This window comes from Francisella philomiragia (genome assembly GCF_018135955.1).
Taxonomy (GTDB): Bacteria; Pseudomonadota; Gammaproteobacteria; order Francisellales; family Francisellaceae; genus Francisella; species Francisella philomiragia.
This window is the reverse complement of sequence record NZ_CP063138.1, coordinates 373,754-390,000: the sequence shown is the minus strand read 5'-3', so window position 1 is coordinate 390,000 and position 16,247 is coordinate 373,754. Positions and strand designations below refer to the sequence as shown.

The following is a 16,247-nucleotide window of genomic DNA, read 5'->3' as shown; positions in this document are numbered from 1 at the left end:
GCCTTGGAGGATGGTCCCCCCATATTCAGACAAGGTTCCACGTGCCCCGTCCTACTTGTTCGTATGCTTAGTTCCACTGTGATTATTTCGTATACGGGACTATCACCCTCTATCGTCAAGCTTCCCAACTTGTTCTACTATAATTACAGCTAAATCATACCAGGCTCTTCCCACTTCGCTCGCCACTACTATGGGAATCTCAATTGATTTCTCTTCCTAAGGGTACTTAGATGTTTCAGTTCCCCTCGTTCGCTCTACACTCTATATCGAGTGAGTACCTAACTTGTGTTAGGTGGGTTCCCCCATTCGGAAATCTCCGGATCAAAGCTTATTTACCAGCTCCCCGAAGCTTATCGCAGATTAACACGTCCTTCATCGCCTCTGAATGCCAAGGCATCCACCGCTTGCACTTATTTTCTTAAGTCTATTTCTATACTAAATTGTTAAATATCTCTATCTTCGTGTAAATAAATATGGTGGAGCCAAGCGGGATCGAACCGCTGACCCCCTGCGTGCAAAGCAGGTGCTCTCCCAGCTGAGCTATGGCCCCAAAATTACTGGTGGGTCTGAGTAGACTCGAACTACCGACCTCACCCTTATCAGGGGTGCGCTCTAACCAACTGAGCTACAGACCCGTATTCTATTTACACTAAAATATATTATCTACAAACACTATGCCAAATCACTTGAATATGTAATTAGAGCTTATTTCTATTTTTTCGTATTTCCGTTAAGGAGGTGATCCAGCCGCAGGTTCCCCTACGGCTACCTTGTTACGACTTCACCCCAGTCATGAATCACTCCGTGGTAAACGCCCATTCGTTAAGCTATCTACTTCTGGAGCAACCCACTCCCATGGTGTGACGGGCGGTGTGTACAAGACCCGGGAACGTATTCACCGCAGTATTCTGACCTGCGATTACTAGCGATTCCGACTTCATGCAGTCGAGTTGCAGACTGCAATCCGGACTAAGAGTACCTTTCTGAGTTTCGCTCCAGCTCGCACCTTCGCAGCCCTCTGTAATACCCATTGTAGCACGTGTGTAGCCCTGGTCGTAAGGGCCATGATGACTTGACGTCGTCCCCACCTTCCTCCGCCTTGTCAGCGGCAGTCTCAATAGAGTACCCAACTTAATGATGGTAACTATCAATAGGGGTTGCGCTCGTTGCGGGACTTAACCCAACATTTCACAACACGAGCTGACGACAGCCGTGCAGCACCTGTCACTGCGTTCCCGAAGGCACCAATCTATCTCTAGAAAGTTCGCAGGATGTCAAGACCAGGTAAGGTTCTTCGCGTTGCATCGAATTAAACCACATGCTCCACCGCTTGTGCGGGTCCCCGTCAATTCCTTTGAGTTTTAGCCTTGCGGCCGTAGTCCCCAGGCGGAGTACTTAACGCGTTAGCTGCGCCACTAGATCCTTTACACCGAATCCAACAGCTAGTACTCATCGTTTACAGCGTGGACTACCAGGGTATCTAATCCTGTTTGATCCCCACGCTTTCGTCCCTCAGTGTCAGTATTGGTCCAGAATGTTGCCTTCGCCATTGGTGTTCCTTCTGATCTCTACGCATTTCACCGCTACACCAGAAATTCCCCATTCCTCTACCATACTCTAGTTTGCCAGTATCAAATGCAGTTCCAAGGTTGAGCCCTGGGCTTTCACATCTGACTTAACAAACCACCTACAGACCCTTTACGCCCAGTAATTCCGATTAACGCTCGGACCCCCCGTATTACCGCGGCTGCTGGCACGGAGTTAGCCGGTCCTTATTCTTTGGGTAACGTCCTTCCTACAAGCTATTAACTCATAGGCTTTCCTCCCCAACTAAAGTGCTTTACAACCCTAGAGCCTTCTTCACACACATGGCATTGCTGGATCAGGGTTTCCCCCATTGTCCAATATTCCCCACTGCTGCCTCCCGTAGGAGTTTGGGCCGTGTCTCAGTCCCAATGTGGCTGATCATCCTCTCAAATCAGCTATGGATCGTAGCCTTGGTAGGCCCTTACCCCACCAACTAGCTAATCCAACGCAGGCTCATCCATCTGCGGCAGCCTAAGCCACCTTTAATCCACAGATATTATGCGGTATTAACAGTCGTTTCCAACTGGTATCCCCCTCAAATGGGCAGATTCCTACGCGTTACTCACCCGTCCGCCACTCGTCAGCATCCGAAGACCTGTTACCGTTCGACTTGCATGTGTTAAGCATGCCACCAGCGTTCAATCTGAGCCAGGATCAAACTCTTCAGTTTAATTCTCAAATTCTGACTCTAACTACTGATACTCAAATTCTTTAACAAAGTGTTTGTATATAATATATCTCTTAAATATCTTTGAAGCCTTAGCCTCTCACCGTTAACATCACTCGTCAGCCGGTGAAGACATATAATACGCATCCTCCAATCAAAATGCAACACCTTTTTTAAAAAAATTTATACTTTTTACAACTTTTTTATTTCAACAGCAATTTCAATACATAAAAGCACCGTTTATATAGCCTTTTTGCCACTTTACAGCACATTCACCCTGTTTTATAACAAAAAAACAAATATCCTACTTATCTAAAAAAATAATACTTTTTTATCTATCTATTGCTCTTTCAATAAATGTGCTAAGTCTAAACACCTCCAACTCTGTTAATCTAATTACTTGTGTTTGATATACATATCTGCTGCATTAACAATTTGATTTATCTAACTTTGGCGATTAGTAATATTATAAAATTCAAAGAAAAACAAATAATAAAGAGACATAAGCATTAGATATAATCTCTACTCTTTTTATAAATCTGTACATGAGAAATTAGGAAATGCAACACTCCCAATAAAAAAACGCACAGGCGCAGCTTAAAAAAATAGTAATAGAAATATATTATATATAAAATTTCAAGGTCAAGTTTTGATTAGATTTAGATATAGGCACTTCTAAACCTAAATGACTCTTAACCTCAAAGAAAACTAAAAATACAGTTATCACAATTACTCACTAAAAGATATATCTACAACATACCCCAATTATTAGCTTTTGGCTAATTGCCCCTATATAAGAATACTAATCTAACACCGTATTTACTTAGCACAAATATTAAAACACTCTCTATACCGTCAACTTCACAAAGTCCAATAAAAGTGATATACAAAAATTTAAGACATAAAAAAAAGCGACCTAAGTCGCTTTTTATTTAGTGGTGGGTGCTGAGGGGTTCGAACCCCCGACCCTCGCCTTGTAAGGGCGATGCTCTCCCAGCTGAGCTAAGCACCCGATTTTGAAAAGATCGAAAACTTTTTTGATGGCGGAGAGGAAGAGATTCGAACTCTCGATAGGGTTTAACGCCTATACTCCCTTAGCAGGGGAGCGCCTTCAGCCGCTCGGCCACCTCTCCTAAACCATGTGAGAGGATATTATATATACATATAACAATGTGTCAAGAGTACTCGTATCATTTTTTTACACTAACTATTATTTTTTACTAATATATTACTAAACAAAATTTTGAAAAAACTTTATAATACAACCATTACTTTAAACATACATAAATTATATAAGTATTTTTATTATGAGAAAAATTCTAGTTACTAATGCACTACCATATGCAAATGGCGATCTTCATTTAGGCCATATGCTTGGATATATACAGTCAGACATTTGGGTTAGATTCCAAAAACTACAAGGTAATGAATGTATATTTGTCTGTGGCAGCGATACACACGGCACTCCAATAATGCTTAAAGCTAAAAGCTTAGGTATCACACCAGAAGAGCTTGTTAAAAAATACTCAAATAATCACCAAAAAGATTTTTTAAGCTTCGAAATTGAGTTTGATAATTATCATTCAACTCATAGTCCAATAAATAAAGAAATTGTTGAAGATATCTACGGTAAGCTGAATGCTCAAAAACTCATATCAAAAAAAGAAATAGCTCAAGCATATGATCCTGAAGCAAAGATGTTTTTACCAGACAGATTTGTAAAAGGTACTTGTCCAAAATGTAAGGCTGAAGATCAATACGGAGATAGTTGCGAGGTTTGCGGTGCAACTTATGATCCAACAGAACTAATAAACCCAAAATCAGTAGTATCAGGAAAAGCACCAATACAAAAAAATTCTGAACACTTCTTTTTTGATTTACCCTCTTTGGAAAAAAATATCAAAGATTGGATAGAATCCAACAAACTACTCCAACCAGAAGTAGCTAACAAACTAGCAGAATGGTTTGAGCAAGGCCTACAAAGTTGGGATATCTCGCGAGATGCTCCATACTTTGGTTTTGCAATCCCAGGTACAGATGAGCAAAAATTCTTCTATGTCTGGTTAGATGCTCCGATGGGATATATTGCAAGTTTTAGAGATTACTGTGATAAACACAATATTGATTTTAATGAATTTTGGGGAGATAACTCTTGTGAAAGCGAGCTTTATCATTTTATTGGTAAAGATATTATTTATTTCCATGCATTATTTTGGCCAGCAATACTATCATCTACAGGCTACAAAACTCCTACAAGTGTCTTCGCAAACGGATTCTTAACCGTAAATGGCAAAAAAATGTCGAAATCTCGCGGCACATTTATCCAAGCCAGAACATATCTTGACAATCTAGAGCCTAGTTACTTAAGGTACTACTTTGCCTCTAGACTAACATCTCGTATAGATGATATAGATTTGAACCTTGAAGAATTTGTCACCAAATCAAATTCAGATATAGTTGGTAAAGTAGTAAATATAGCAAGTCGTTGTGCTGGCTTTATATACAAAAAATTTGATGCCACTTTAGCTAACGAAGTCTTTGATAAGGAATTGGAAAAAGAGTTTGCTAAAAGTCATCACGCAATTACAGAAGCTTTTGAGAAAAGAGAATTTGCACATGCTGTAAGACTATTAATGGCCTTAGCTGATAAAGCAAATCAATTTATAGATCACCATAAACCATGGCAATTAGCAAAAGAAGAAGGACAAGAACAAAAAGTTCATCAGGTATGCTCACAAGGAATTAATATGTTTAAGGTACTCGTTGCTTATCTTAAGCCAATTGTGCCTTCAATTGTTAAAAATGCCGAAATTTTCTTAAATATAGAGCTATCAAAATGGCGTGATGCTCCCGTATTCCTAAAATCTCACAAGATAAACAAATTCAAACCATTAGCAACTCGTATTGAAAAAGAAAAAGTAGACAAGATTTTAGAGGATACAAAAAAAATGTTAGAAAATGAACAAAACCAACAACCCAAAGAAGAACCTAAACTAGATATCGCTGCTGAATGTACTTTTGATGATTTCATGAAAGTTGATTTACGCGTAGCTAGAATTGCTGAAGCCTCACATGTTGAAGGTGCAGACAAACTACTTAAGCTAACATTAGATCTAGGCGGTGTTACAAAACAAGTATTTGCAGGTATAAAATCAGCATACAAGCCAGAAGATTTGGTAGGCAAACATACTGTAATGGTAGCGAACTTAGCTCCTAGAAAAATGAAATTTGGAATGTCAGAAGGTATGGTTCTAGCAGCTGGTGATGGCAAAGGAATATACATACTAGAACCGCATGAAGGTGCTCAGCCTGGTATGCGTGTTAAATAAGCCAAGTATTTAGTAATGAAAAAATCCTACTATAATATTTTAATAATTTTTCTATTATTCTTTTTAGCATTATTAAATTATATTGACAGATCTACTCTAAGTATTGCAAATACAGAAATTGCTAATGCTTTTAATATAACACCAACAGAAATGGGAATATTATTATCAGCATTTATGTGGCCGTATGCTATCGCTAGTCTACCGGCGGGATACATGGTTGATCGTCTTGGTGTAAATAAAGTAATGCTAATAAGTATGGTTGCATGGTCTGTAGCTTGTGTATTAGGAGGCTTAGTAATAGGGTTTTATTCAATATTACTAACACGGATATTACTCGGTCTCGCAGAAGCCCCCTTTTTCATAGTTGCTACTAGAATAATACAACATCGTTTTCCAAGTTCTCAAAGGGGACTAATGTCATCAATAGTTGCTCTAGGTCCTAGATTAGCAAACATCCTAGCACCATTAATCTTAGTTGGTTTAATGCTACTGATAGATTGGCGAGGTATGTTTATTTTGTTAGGTATTATCGGATTGCTAGCTGCGTTAGGTTGGAAACTTCTACATACAGAAGAAACTATTGAATGTAGACCAACTTACAAAAAGACTCAAAAGGTTTCTATCTCTGATGCACTAAAGAATAAGAATGTAGTTTTTTTATGTTTAGGAAATCTATGTTCATCTTACGCTTACTGGTTATTTCTAACATGGTTACCTTTTTATTTTATTAAAGTAAAACACCTAAGCCTTTCTCAAATGAGTATAGCAACATCTATATCTTTCATTTCAGGAATTGCTTCAGTAATGTTAGGCGGTATAGTATCCGATCTTATGATAAAAAAAGGATTTACAGCAGTATTTTCACGATTAACACCTATAATCATCGGATGTCTAGTTGCATCTATAGCAATCTTAGCGCTACCATTTATAGACAACATCTTTATTATAGTATGCGTAATAAGTGTTACTATTTTCTGTTTGGGGCTACGGATATCTCCAACATGGGCATTAGTTGCTGATATCTCTCCATATAGCTTAGTAGGAACAATTGGTGGATTACAGAATTTTGCTAATTTTGTTGGTGCTGGACTTGCCCCGCTTATTACTGGGATAATACTACAATCAACAAATGATAATTTTATGTTCGTATTTATATTTAGTGGGGTTATTTGCTTATTTGGCTCATTTATATATATGCTTATTCGTAATAGTAGAGTTCAAACTTAAACGATTTAGTACTCTATCACCTTCACTCTACCTTTAGTTATATTTGTTATTTCTTCTAAGAAGATAGATTTTTCGGATGTACATATCTTGATAACTTTGGATATCAAATTAGAATAGTTCTCCTTTATAATCTGAATATTATAGCGATTTAGTAAATTATCGACATTTGCTGTTTCTGAGTAATCATATTCTATTAAAATTTCACTCTGAGGCTCTACATAGATAATTTTGGCTAAAGCCAACCCTTCTTTAGCGGCCTGCCCATACGCTCTAACAAGTCCACCCACACCAAGCTTTGTCCCCCCAAAATATCTTACGACCACAACCAAAACATTTGATATACCAAGACCTTGAATATGTGAAAGTATTGGCTTACCCGCAGAACCATTTGGCTCACCATCATCACTAAATCTAAGCTGATTATTATCTACCAAAGAGTATGCCCAGCAATAATGATTAGCTCCAGGATAAATAATCTTTGCATTATCTATTGCCTCTAGCACTTCTTCGTGACTAGCTACCTTGTAGACAAAAGATATAAAGCGAGATTTTTTTATTGGTAAAATTTCAAACTCTAAATTTTCAAATATAGCTTTGTAAGAGTTCATATTTAACTATCGTATTAATGTTCAATATCTATGACATCTAGGATTAGAGATCTATTTCTCCAGCACCTTGTCTTAAAATCTGATATGGCAACTCAAGCATTTCCACAACTGTAGTTGACTCATAACCACAATAATCCGACTCTATAACCACATCTATATAATTCATAACTTCATCATCAATAACTGAGCAATCGGTAACAACATGATCTTGCCCAGGTAAAATAAAGCTTCCAATCACTAATGGTTCACCAATTTCTGCTGATATTGCTTGAAGAGCATAATGCTCGCTTACCCTTATACCAACTGTATTTTTAGATTTAGTAACCAATAATGATGATACCTTTTTTGTTGCATTTAAAATAAAAGTAAAAGGTCCTGGTGTATGTCTTTTTAGAATTCGATAAGCGCTATTATCAACTTTTGCATATTCAGATATTTCAGATAAATCCTTACAAGATAAAGTAAAGTTATGTTTTCCGTCTAATTCACGTATTTTGATGATCTTATCTATAGCCTTTTTTGATTTCATCCTACAAGCTAAAGCATATCCTGAATCAGTTGGTACAGCAAGAACACCGTCATTATCCAAAATATTAGCTATCTCTTTTAATTCAGCAACATTATTACCATAACTATATAGTTCAATTAATTTCTTCATTATCTTAACAACAAGAGTTATACTTTTATGACATTATACAACACTTAACATTAATACAAATGAATAAAATGATTAATGATTTGCTACCAGCAATCGTATTTTTCACAGTTTATAAGGTTTATGATATTTTTTATGCTACTGCTGCATTGATTATAGTTACAGTTGCTCAAGTAATTTGGGAGTATATTGCTCATAGAAAAATTGCTAAAGCACAAATTTTAATAGCTGTACTTGTTGTAGTATTTGGCGGAGCAACTTTATACTTCCATAATGAAGAGTTTATCAAATGGAAAGTTAGCATAATCAACTGGCTAATAGGAATTGGCTTGATAATATCAACATACACCATGAAAGAAACTCCAATGCAAAAAATTCTCAAAGAAACCGTTGAGTTAAAAAGACATAAATGGAGAGAAATTAATAATATGTGGGGCGCTTACTTTACAGTATTGGGAACTCTTAACTTATTTGTTGCTTACTTTTTTTCAACGAATATATGGATGAACTTTAAACTTTTTGGTCTTCTTGGTATAACTTTTATTTTCTTAATAATTCAATCTATTTATTTATCAAAACATATCAAAAGATAATTTTAACATTTAATTTGCATTGGAATAATTATCAACTGTATAATTGACACATTACAACAATGTATAAATAATATGAATCAGGAAAGCTTAAACATAAATAAAGAACCAAATCCAGCAAATAGGATCTGTAAATATCGCAATATATTTGGGTGTATTTGCCTAATTGCTATACTAGCTATATTTTTTATTACTGAACTAGCTATATTAGTTGGTATTTTTTTGACTTTCGCAGCCTTTTATATATTGATAGCTGGATGTGTAGCTGCCTATCTAATATATCTAGGAATAATGAGATTATCAAAATATCTCAAAGAAAAAAAATAATTTTACTCTACTTTAACTAATCCTGCTGCATAGGTGCGCGCACCAATTAGACCGACATCCGTATTCATAATTATATGAACAGGAAAATCTTTCATCATACTAGACATTCTACCTTTATCTCTAAACTTTTCTAAAAACTTACTTTCTTTGATTTGTTTAATAAGTCTAGGTGCAATACCTCCAGCAATGTACAACCCTCTAAAAGGTAAACTTGATAATGCTAAATTACCTGCTACTGATCCATATATACTTAAAAATATATCTATAGTTCTCAACGCAGAGGGTTCTCTATGCTCTATGGCATACTTAACAATAACTGCTGCTTTATCAGAATCTGATACGCTAAATAATTCTCTTCGTAGCGATTGACACTCTGGCTGATCATATAAAGGATTACGTACAACATACTTATATATATTGAAAATACCATAGCCACTGCAAAATCTCTCTGGTGAGATTCGATGAAAAGTTCTACGCATAAATCTAAAGAGTTGAATTTGCTCATCATCAACTGGTGAAAAGTCAACATGACCGCCTTCTGTTTTGTACACTCTAGGATTATGATCTTTATCATAACTAACTAGACACATACCTAGACCTGTACCAGCACCGACTACAGCACATAATGTTTCATCATCTTTTTTACCGTCTTGAAGGGTAATAAGATCTTTTTCTCTATCTAAAGATTCTATACCATAACCTATGGCTTCAAAGTCATTTATAACTTTGACTTTACTTTTATCTATCCCAAGGCCTTCTGAGATATACTGCTCTGAGACTAACCATGGTAAATTTGTTACTTGAACTTCTCCATTTGCGACAAATCCAGCAACAGCTAGACACACAGAATCAATCTGCCCCACTAGATCAACTTCTAGTAAAAACTTATCAATAATATCAGACAAACAATTAAAGTTTGCTCCTTTATATTTTCTAATAGCAATGCTCTGTGTTAAACCATCTTCTAGAAGAGAAACCTCTAACCTAGTATTAGTTCCACCGATATCTCCAGATAATATATACATAGTCACACTCCCTTATTTAATGGTATCTTGCCAATACAAATACTTGATATTCTGCTATAATGAAATTATATCTTAATATTATGATTTTAGTTTAAATGTCTAAAGAAAATAAAACAACAGATTTCGGTTTTACAGAAGTACCTTGGGAAGAAAAACAAAAAAAAGTTGCCGGAGTTTTCCACTCTGTAGCAGCTAAATATGACTTAATGAATGATTTAATGTCTTTTGGTATTCACCGTATCTGGAAAAAACAAACTATCGCAAAAACTGGGGTGCGCAAAGGAGACAAAGTCCTTGACTTAGCAGGTGGAACTGGTGATTTAGCATATAAATTCTGTCAAATGGTAGGCTCACAGGGTAAAGTAGTTTTAAGTGATATCAACTCATCAATGTTAGAAGTGGGTAAAGAGAAACTTACTAATAAAGGATGTGTCGGTAATATCGAATATGTTCAAGCTAATGCTGAATGTCTTCCATTTCCTGATAATTATTTTGACTGTATAACAATATCTTTTGGTTTAAGAAACGTAACTGACAAAGCTAAAGCCTTAGCATCAATGTGCAGAGTACTAAAACCAGGTGGAAGATTACTAGTACTAGAATTCTCAAAACCCATAGTACCTATGCTGTCTAAGGTTTATGATGAGTATTCTTTCAAAGCCTTACCTTTTTTAGGCAAAATCATCACTCAAGATGCTGAAAGTTATAAATATCTCGCTGAATCAATCCGCAAACATCCAGATCAAGAAACACTAAAGCAAATGATGTATGATGCTGGTTTTGATAATGTTGAATATCAGAACATGACTGGTGGAATCGTAGCTTTACATATCGGATATAAGTATTAAGATGATTCAAATAATAGATAGAGCCCTAATATTATTATCTAAACTTGACCCACAAATGAGTAGTTTGCTGCTACCTCTTAATAACAAAACATTAAGGGTAGAGATTACTGATATTGATTTTTCGGTTACATTAAAAGTCGAAAAATCAAAAATCCATGCTACTGATGAGCATTCTAAAAATGTGCTAAAAGGTAAACTGGCTTATATACTTGAACTGATATTTAACAAAAATCTTCAAGAACTTATAATTGCCAATAAACTTGATTATCAAGGTAGTCTTAAAGACCTAAATGAGTTTAATAAGTTCATAAGTGCTATTGATATTGATTTAGTTTATAAAATATCTGAGATTACTAGTCCAGAATTTGCAGCAACGATAGCGAAACCTTTTACTAAAGCGAAAGAATACCTTAGAACATCACGCCAAGAAACTATAGTTGATATTAAAGATTTTTTAACTGAAGAAAAGAGAACATTAATATCACAAAATGAGATAAATATTTTTTATCGTCAAGTTCAAGAGCTAAAACAGGCTACTGATAGAATAGAAGCTAAACTAAACTTATTACAGAGCTTATACAATGATTAGAAAATTTCTAAGACTTATATATATTTTTTATATTATAAATAGGTACTGCCTTCTCAATGAACCAATCCGAGCAACTAAAATAAGAAGTCTTAAACTTATACTTTTGATAAATCCATTTTACTACTCTCCAAGAGTACGCAAGCTAGAGCACGGTGTACGCATAAGAGAGGCGTTAGAGAAGCTTGGACCTATATTTATTAAGTTTGGACAAGCATTATCTGTGCGTGCTGATCTGCTTCCTCCTGAAGTAATAAAAGAGGTCTCTAAACTTCAAGATAATGTACCACCGTTTGATAACGATATTGCAGCTCAACAGATTGAAAAGGCTGCAAAAAAACCAATAAATAAGATATTCAAAAGTTTTGAAAGCACCCCGCTAGCCTCTGCTTCAGTTGCTCAAGTTCATGGTGCAGTACTTCAAAATGATGAAAAAGTTGTAGTTAAAGTATTGCGACCAGGTATAGAGAAAATCCTAAAACTTGATACTTCTCTGATGCTTTTCTTTGCAACACTACTTAGCAAATTAAAAGAAATTAAGCGTTTCAAGCCTGTTGAAATTGTCAAAGAAATTAATCAAAGCTTCTTTGATGAACTTGATCTAGTACGCGAAGCATCTAATGCATCTCAAATACGCAGAAACTTCGAGGGTTCAACTATACATTATGTACCTAAGATATATTGGGAATATACTAGCTCTACAGTAATGGTTATGGAACGTGTCAGTGGTGTCAGAGTATCTGATATCGAAACTCTCGATGCTCTAGGGGTAGATCGCCGTTTATTAGCACAGCGAGGTGTGGAAATATTCTACTCTCAGGTGTTTGATGACTGCTTCTTCCATGCAGATATGCACCCTGGTAACATGTTTATCGATGTCACAAACCCTGCAGATCCAAAATACATATCTATCGACTTTGGTATTGTTGGCACACTTAATCGTGATGACCAGCGCTATCTAGCAGGTAATTTTCTGGCATTTTTTAAACGTGATTATCGCAAGGTAGCTGAACTACATATAGAGTCAGGCTGGGTTCCTAGTGATACACGTGAAGACGTATTGGAATCTGCCATCAGAACAGTTTGTGAACCTATATTTGAGAAACCAATGAAAGAGATTTCACTGGGTTATACCTTGATGCAACTCTTTGCTGTTGCTCGTCGTTTCAATATGAATATACAACCTCAGCTTACATTATTGCAGAAAACTCTATTTCATGTTGAGGGTCTTGGGCAAAAACTATGTCCAGAACTTAACATATGGGAAACATCTCGTCCAATATTAGAGAAATGGATGAAAGAGCAAATGGGATTAAGAGGTTTTTATCATCGTTCGTTAGAAAATATGCCTAGGGTTAGTGATAAACTACCAGAGCTGCCACGTATGGTATTTGATATACTACAGCAGACACAAATTAATCTAAAAGCAACCTCTCCTAACCAAATTACTAGTGATACTCAAGAGCCAAAGAAAAAGCATCGATTTGCATTAGGCGTAAGTATTGTATTAATAGCTACAGGCGCTATTGCAAGTGTAACTAAAGATACTAGCTCCCTGATTAAATTACAGGATTTAATTACCACTCATAGTACAACCATATTGATAGCAGGTGTTGTTTGCTTGGCTTATTATATTTTCAAAAAGGAGAAATAAATGTCTGATTGTATTTTTTGTAAGATTATCACTGGCGAGATTCCATCAAAGAAAGTTTATGAAGATCAAAATGTTTTTGCTTTTCATGATATCAATCCAGCTGCTGATACTCATGTTTTAGTTATTCCAAAGAAACATATAGCTAGCCTAAATGAACTAACTGAAGAAGATGAAGAGCTTATGGGTAAATTTATGTTAAGTATACCTAAGGTTGCTAAGCTGCTTGGTTTAAAAGGTTTTAAAACTGTTTTTAATACAGGTAAAGAAGGTGGCCAAATGGTTTTTCATATTCATGCTCATATACTAGGTGGTAGAATTAAACTAAAACTTCCTGAATAAGCCTTACTCAGCTAATATCATCACTGGTGGTGGAAATGAGCTACTTGAGAAACTATTTAGTTCATGCAAACCACTAGCAAAGCTCACATTTATTAAGCCCATAACTGAAACTACTACTAATACTAATTTTTTCATTTTGATATCCTTTTATATCATCTCATAATTTGTTGAAAGTATTATTACAAAATTATATACGATTGTTAAATATATTGATTTTATAATATTTATAATATTTTCTTATAGTAAATAATTCATCAGAAAGAAAAATGTCATTCTACGACTTGATCGTAGAATCCAAGTTTAAAACTCATAATAAATGGATCCTATGGTCAAGCCATAGGATGACAAAAATAGTTTCAAAAGTTATTCGGATTAGCTACATTGCAGACTTCTTATTCTGGACGCACTAGTGTAACTATAGATATCTTATCAATTTGGCTATCCTTAGAAATAGTTTCAATAAACTCTCTAATCGTTGCTCCTGTTGTCAAAACATCATCAAATATCAATAAATGCTTAGCTATAATAGGTTGATTAAGCTGGAATACTCCCTTTATCTGTGAAGCTCTTTTCTGTTTAGATGACTTAGCTTGTGATTTTGTATATTTGATACGCAAATAATTTGAAAACACTGTTTTAATATCTGCATATTCTGCCAATTTACTAGCAATTAGCTCAGATTGATTAAATCCTCTATAGATATATCTAAACCTATGTATAGGTACTACAGCAATGGCATCAACATCAGCGAAGTATTTATCGCCCATCTTATCCCACCATTTCTGCATAAGCTTACTGAACACCTGCATTACTAACAAATCTTTTTGAAACTTAAACTTTTGCAATAAATATCTAACTTCTGTAGTATAACTAAGTAGATGATAGTAATCATACTCAATATTAAAATCTAACTTGTACTTCTGTGTATTCAAGTCTTCTTCTAGATTATGTAAACAGTAATTACAAACTATATCTTCTGCTGACTGTCTACATAATAAACAATTCTGAATAGAGAGTATTTGCAGTATTTTTGTTATAATCTTCATACAAATATGATATTGCGATCACTTATGTTTAATTATAATCTCTTCTTAAATAGAATATCCAACAGAAAGTTATATCGACAATCTTTTATTAAAAATGAGATAGCCCATAGACTACTCAAAAGACTTGACTTCATAAAGCTTAATCCATCAGATATCTTGATAACTGGGTATTGTGATGATGATTATTTAAACAGTTTACAAAGTCGCTTTCCTAATGCAAGAATACATAAAAACCAAGATCAGAGCCAATCTTTCGATATAATTATATCAAATAGTATTATCCATCTAACCGATAATTTAGCTCAAGAATTAGATGACTACTATGAGCTACTAAATGATGATGGGATCCTGTTATTTTCGACCTTTGGCGATAAATCTTTTGCTACCATGAAAAAGGCTTTTGCAACTATTAGTAAGTCAAAGCATACAAATGATATGATAGATCTTCTAACATGGGGTAATACCCTACAAACTAGCAGATACAAAACTCCTGCTATCGAATCAGATCTTATTAGATTTACTTATGAGAACACTAATACTGTCTTTGAAGATATTAGACATCTCAATGAGCCTCTAGCAGATACAAATATGCATACTTGTTTTACTGGTAAAAATATGTGGAATACTTTTATTAATAAATTTAAGCAAAACCTACAATTAGAAATAGAAGCTCTATATGGTTATGCAGTTCGAAAGAGTGAAAATAATAATACTACTCCACGTGCAAACCCTAATAGAATAAGTCTAGATGAGCTCAAAAAGCAAATAACTGAATTTAAGAAAAACTAATACACTTCTAAAATTTTACAAACATTTAACAATACAAGATAGACATAGATGACAGCTGTTGCCAGTCATAATCAGGACATTTTGTAGGTTTTTTAAGTGGCTGACAGTAGGTTCTCCATGTACCACCACCATAAGTCTTCATTATTAAACATTTTTTATAGCGCTTTTGCTCCCCATCTAACAACCCAACTGTTGTAATTTGCTCTATTGGATAACCATCCTTTAGCTTATACCTAAAATTGTCTTTCTCATCTTCATCTATATCATTAAAAGACTCTTCAATATCCTTAGGAGTACTGATACTTTCAATAAGTCCATCATAATTTTTTGGCTTATAATCCTTATCATAGTTTTCAACATTTTCATTTATATAGTCACCTGAAGATTTTTCTGAATATGTATTATAAGATTTATCAAATTTCTGATCCACTTTCTGAATTTGATTACTATTAACTATATCACTTGCTTTACTCAAAGTATTACTTGCTGTACTTTTAATAAACTCATCTTTTTCTTTTTTAGACCTTTCTTCTAACTCTTTATTAAAAGCATCAATCTTTTTTTTAGTTTCAGATGGCGCACTATCAGCTAAAATAGCATTCGCCTCAGCAATTAATTTATCATAATCATCATCACTAGTATCTACAAGACTACTCAACGCCTCTCCATAATCATTTGCTTGGGGAGCATTATCTTCAGTCTGTGTTGTCATGTTCATTGAAGCTTCATTGCTAGAAACATCTGGTGTTGTAATTGCAGAATCAGTATTTATAGATGTTTTTTTGGCATAGTCTCGTAAAGGATTATAATTTGTATCCACATCAACTGCTTGATTAGATTTAGCTGTAATAGTATCGGCAAAAGAACTACCAAAAAATAAAGATACCATAACAAAATAAGATAAAATCTTTATTTTCATAATTAATCAAAAATATTATTCCTAAGCAAAGTATATTAGATATTAAACATA

General features: G+C 34.8%; 15 protein-coding genes, 4 tRNA genes and 2 rRNA genes (1 of these 21 cut by a window edge). 9 read left to right on the top strand and 12 right to left on the bottom strand.

From position 1 onward, the window contains the following. From IMS64_RS02040 to IMS64_RS02015, 6 genes are all read right to left on the bottom strand, one after another. Positions 1-424, bottom strand: a 23S ribosomal RNA gene (locus IMS64_RS02040) (it extends 2,463 nt beyond the left edge of the window). A 50-nt stretch (positions 425-474) separates the two neighbouring features. Next, positions 475-550 (bottom strand) — tRNA-Ala (locus IMS64_RS02035). Positions 551-558: 8 nt separating this feature from the next. After that, positions 559-635, bottom strand: a tRNA-Ile gene (locus tag IMS64_RS02030). 96 nt (positions 636-731) lie between these two features. After that, a 16S ribosomal RNA gene (locus tag IMS64_RS02025) occupies positions 732-2,257 on the bottom strand. Together the 16S and 23S rRNA genes with 2 tRNA genes alongside form the textbook arrangement of a ribosomal RNA operon. Positions 2,258-3,190: 933 nt before the next feature. Next, positions 3,191-3,266 (bottom strand) — tRNA-Val (locus tag IMS64_RS02020). A 29-nt stretch (positions 3,267-3,295) separates the two neighbouring features. Next, positions 3,296-3,387, bottom strand: a tRNA-Ser gene (locus tag IMS64_RS02015). 174 nt (positions 3,388-3,561) lie between these two features. Here IMS64_RS02015 and metG point away from each other — a divergent pair. Together metG and IMS64_RS02005 are read left to right on the top strand one after the other, a co-directional pair. Further along, positions 3,562-5,583 carry a methionine--tRNA ligase gene (gene metG, locus IMS64_RS02010; RefSeq protein WP_211490744.1) on the top strand — a complete coding sequence of 674 codons (2,022 nt, stop codon included), beginning with the start codon at positions 3,562-3,564 and terminating at the stop codon, positions 5,581-5,583. A 15-nt stretch (positions 5,584-5,598) separates the two neighbouring features. Continuing rightward, a complete protein-coding gene (locus tag IMS64_RS02005; RefSeq protein ID WP_211490743.1) occupies positions 5,599-6,810 on the top strand; it encodes an MFS transporter in 1,212 nt (403 codons plus the stop codon). A 5-nt stretch (positions 6,811-6,815) separates the two neighbouring features. Here the strand turns inward: IMS64_RS02005 and IMS64_RS02000 are convergent, their stop codons facing one another. Beyond that, positions 6,816-7,418 (bottom strand): YigZ family protein, encoded by a 603-nt coding sequence (locus IMS64_RS02000; RefSeq protein ID WP_211490742.1) that lies wholly within the window; start codon positions 7,416-7,418, stop codon positions 6,816-6,818. A gap of 43 nt (positions 7,419-7,461) precedes the next feature. Further along, on the bottom strand, positions 7,462-8,076 hold the full coding sequence (locus tag IMS64_RS01995) for an L-threonylcarbamoyladenylate synthase (protein WP_211490741.1): 615 nt from the start codon (positions 8,074-8,076) through the stop codon (positions 7,462-7,464). A 59-nt stretch (positions 8,077-8,135) separates the two neighbouring features. Here IMS64_RS01995 and IMS64_RS01990 point away from each other — a divergent pair, with 59 nt between their 5' ends. Both IMS64_RS01990 and IMS64_RS01985 read left to right on the top strand, forming a co-directional pair. Beyond that, entirely contained in the window at positions 8,136-8,666 is a 531-nt protein-coding gene (locus IMS64_RS01990; protein WP_004286389.1) for a septation protein A, read from the top strand. A gap of 72 nt (positions 8,667-8,738) precedes the next feature. Beyond that, positions 8,739-8,990 (top strand): hypothetical protein, encoded by a 252-nt coding sequence (locus IMS64_RS01985; protein WP_004286390.1) that lies wholly within the window; start codon positions 8,739-8,741, stop codon positions 8,988-8,990. Positions 8,991-8,992: 2 nt separating this feature from the next. Here IMS64_RS01985 and glk read toward each other — a convergent pair whose 3' ends face one another. Further along, a complete protein-coding gene (glk, locus tag IMS64_RS01980) occupies positions 8,993-10,015 on the bottom strand; it encodes a glucokinase (protein WP_004286391.1) in 1,023 nt (340 codons plus the stop codon). A 95-nt stretch (positions 10,016-10,110) separates the two neighbouring features. Between glk and ubiE the strand changes: the two genes are divergently transcribed. The 4 genes from ubiE to IMS64_RS01960 are packed head-to-tail and all read left to right on the top strand — an operon-like array spanning position 10,111 to position 13,442. Continuing rightward, positions 10,111-10,863: a bifunctional demethylmenaquinone methyltransferase/2-methoxy-6-polyprenyl-1,4-benzoquinol methylase UbiE gene (gene ubiE / locus IMS64_RS01975; protein WP_012279875.1), complete on the top strand. Its 753-nt coding sequence runs from the start codon at positions 10,111-10,113 to the stop codon at positions 10,861-10,863. A gap of 1 nt (position 10,864) precedes the next feature. Then, a complete protein-coding gene (locus IMS64_RS01970; protein WP_200155846.1) occupies positions 10,865-11,452 on the top strand; it encodes a ubiquinone biosynthesis accessory factor UbiJ in 588 nt (195 codons plus the stop codon). Continuing rightward, positions 11,445-13,103 carry a ubiquinone biosynthesis regulatory protein kinase UbiB gene (gene ubiB, locus IMS64_RS01965; RefSeq protein WP_004286394.1) on the top strand — a complete coding sequence of 553 codons (1,659 nt, stop codon included), beginning with the start codon at positions 11,445-11,447 and terminating at the stop codon, positions 13,101-13,103. Before IMS64_RS01970 ends, ubiB begins: the two co-directional genes overlap by 8 nt. Beyond that, the gene (locus IMS64_RS01960; protein ID WP_004286395.1) at positions 13,104-13,442 is read left to right on the top strand and encodes a histidine triad nucleotide-binding protein; all 339 of its coding nucleotides are present in this window, start codon (positions 13,104-13,106) and stop codon (positions 13,440-13,442) included. 3 nt (positions 13,443-13,445) lie between these two features. Here IMS64_RS01960 and IMS64_RS09875 read toward each other — a convergent pair whose 3' ends face one another. Together IMS64_RS09875 and IMS64_RS01955 are read right to left on the bottom strand one after the other, a co-directional pair. Next, a complete protein-coding gene (locus IMS64_RS09875) occupies positions 13,446-13,577 on the bottom strand; it encodes a hypothetical protein (RefSeq protein ID WP_267906353.1) in 132 nt (43 codons plus the stop codon). A 257-nt stretch (positions 13,578-13,834) separates the two neighbouring features. Next, positions 13,835-14,488, bottom strand: coding sequence for a ComF family protein (locus IMS64_RS01955; RefSeq protein ID WP_211490740.1), 654 nt, complete (start codon positions 14,486-14,488; stop codon positions 13,835-13,837). 24 nt (positions 14,489-14,512) lie between these two features. Between IMS64_RS01955 and IMS64_RS01950 the strand changes: the two genes are divergently transcribed. Then, complete coding sequence (locus IMS64_RS01950) at positions 14,513-15,277, top strand: methyltransferase domain-containing protein (RefSeq protein WP_211490739.1); 765 nt, start codon at positions 14,513-14,515, stop codon at positions 15,275-15,277. A 25-nt stretch (positions 15,278-15,302) separates the two neighbouring features. On the opposite strand, the gene IMS64_RS01945 is transcribed toward IMS64_RS01950, so the two are convergent. Beyond that, positions 15,303-16,196, bottom strand: a complete 894-nt coding sequence (locus IMS64_RS01945) for a hypothetical protein (protein ID WP_211490738.1) — start codon at positions 16,194-16,196, stop codon at positions 15,303-15,305. Positions 16,197-16,247 lie beyond the last annotated feature (51 nt).

What these genes read in the sequence shown, in the direction of transcription:
- IMS64_RS01995 (WP_211490741.1), bottom strand. Translation starts at nt 8,076, where the DNA reads ATGAAGAAATTAATTGAACTATATAGTTATGGTAATAATGTTGCTGAA.
- IMS64_RS09875 (WP_267906353.1), bottom strand. Translation starts at nt 13,577, where the DNA reads ATGAAAAAATTAGTATTAGTAGTAGTTTCAGTTATGGGCTTAATAAAT.
- glk (WP_004286391.1), bottom strand. Translation starts at nt 10,015, where the DNA reads ATGTATATATTATCTGGAGATATCGGTGGAACTAATACTAGGTTAGAG.
- IMS64_RS02000 (WP_211490742.1), bottom strand. Translation starts at nt 7,418, where the DNA reads ATGAACTCTTACAAAGCTATATTTGAAAATTTAGAGTTTGAAATTTTA.
- IMS64_RS01970 (WP_200155846.1), top strand. Translation starts at nt 10,865, where the DNA reads ATGATTCAAATAATAGATAGAGCCCTAATATTATTATCTAAACTTGAC.
- metG (WP_211490744.1), top strand. Translation starts at nt 3,562, where the DNA reads ATGAGAAAAATTCTAGTTACTAATGCACTACCATATGCAAATGGCGAT.
- ubiB (WP_004286394.1), top strand. Translation starts at nt 11,445, where the DNA reads ATGATTAGAAAATTTCTAAGACTTATATATATTTTTTATATTATAAAT.
- IMS64_RS01955 (WP_211490740.1), bottom strand. Translation starts at nt 14,488, where the DNA reads ATGAAGATTATAACAAAAATACTGCAAATACTCTCTATTCAGAATTGT.
- IMS64_RS01990 (WP_004286389.1), top strand. Translation starts at nt 8,136, where the DNA reads ATGAATAAAATGATTAATGATTTGCTACCAGCAATCGTATTTTTCACA.
- IMS64_RS02005 (WP_211490743.1), top strand. Translation starts at nt 5,599, where the DNA reads ATGAAAAAATCCTACTATAATATTTTAATAATTTTTCTATTATTCTTT.
- IMS64_RS01985 (WP_004286390.1), top strand. Translation starts at nt 8,739, where the DNA reads ATGAATCAGGAAAGCTTAAACATAAATAAAGAACCAAATCCAGCAAAT.
- ubiE (WP_012279875.1), top strand. Translation starts at nt 10,111, where the DNA reads ATGTCTAAAGAAAATAAAACAACAGATTTCGGTTTTACAGAAGTACCT.
- IMS64_RS01950 (WP_211490739.1), top strand. Translation starts at nt 14,513, where the DNA reads ATGTTTAATTATAATCTCTTCTTAAATAGAATATCCAACAGAAAGTTA.
- IMS64_RS01960 (WP_004286395.1), top strand. Translation starts at nt 13,104, where the DNA reads ATGTCTGATTGTATTTTTTGTAAGATTATCACTGGCGAGATTCCATCA.
- IMS64_RS01945 (WP_211490738.1), bottom strand. Translation starts at nt 16,196, where the DNA reads ATGAAAATAAAGATTTTATCTTATTTTGTTATGGTATCTTTATTTTTT.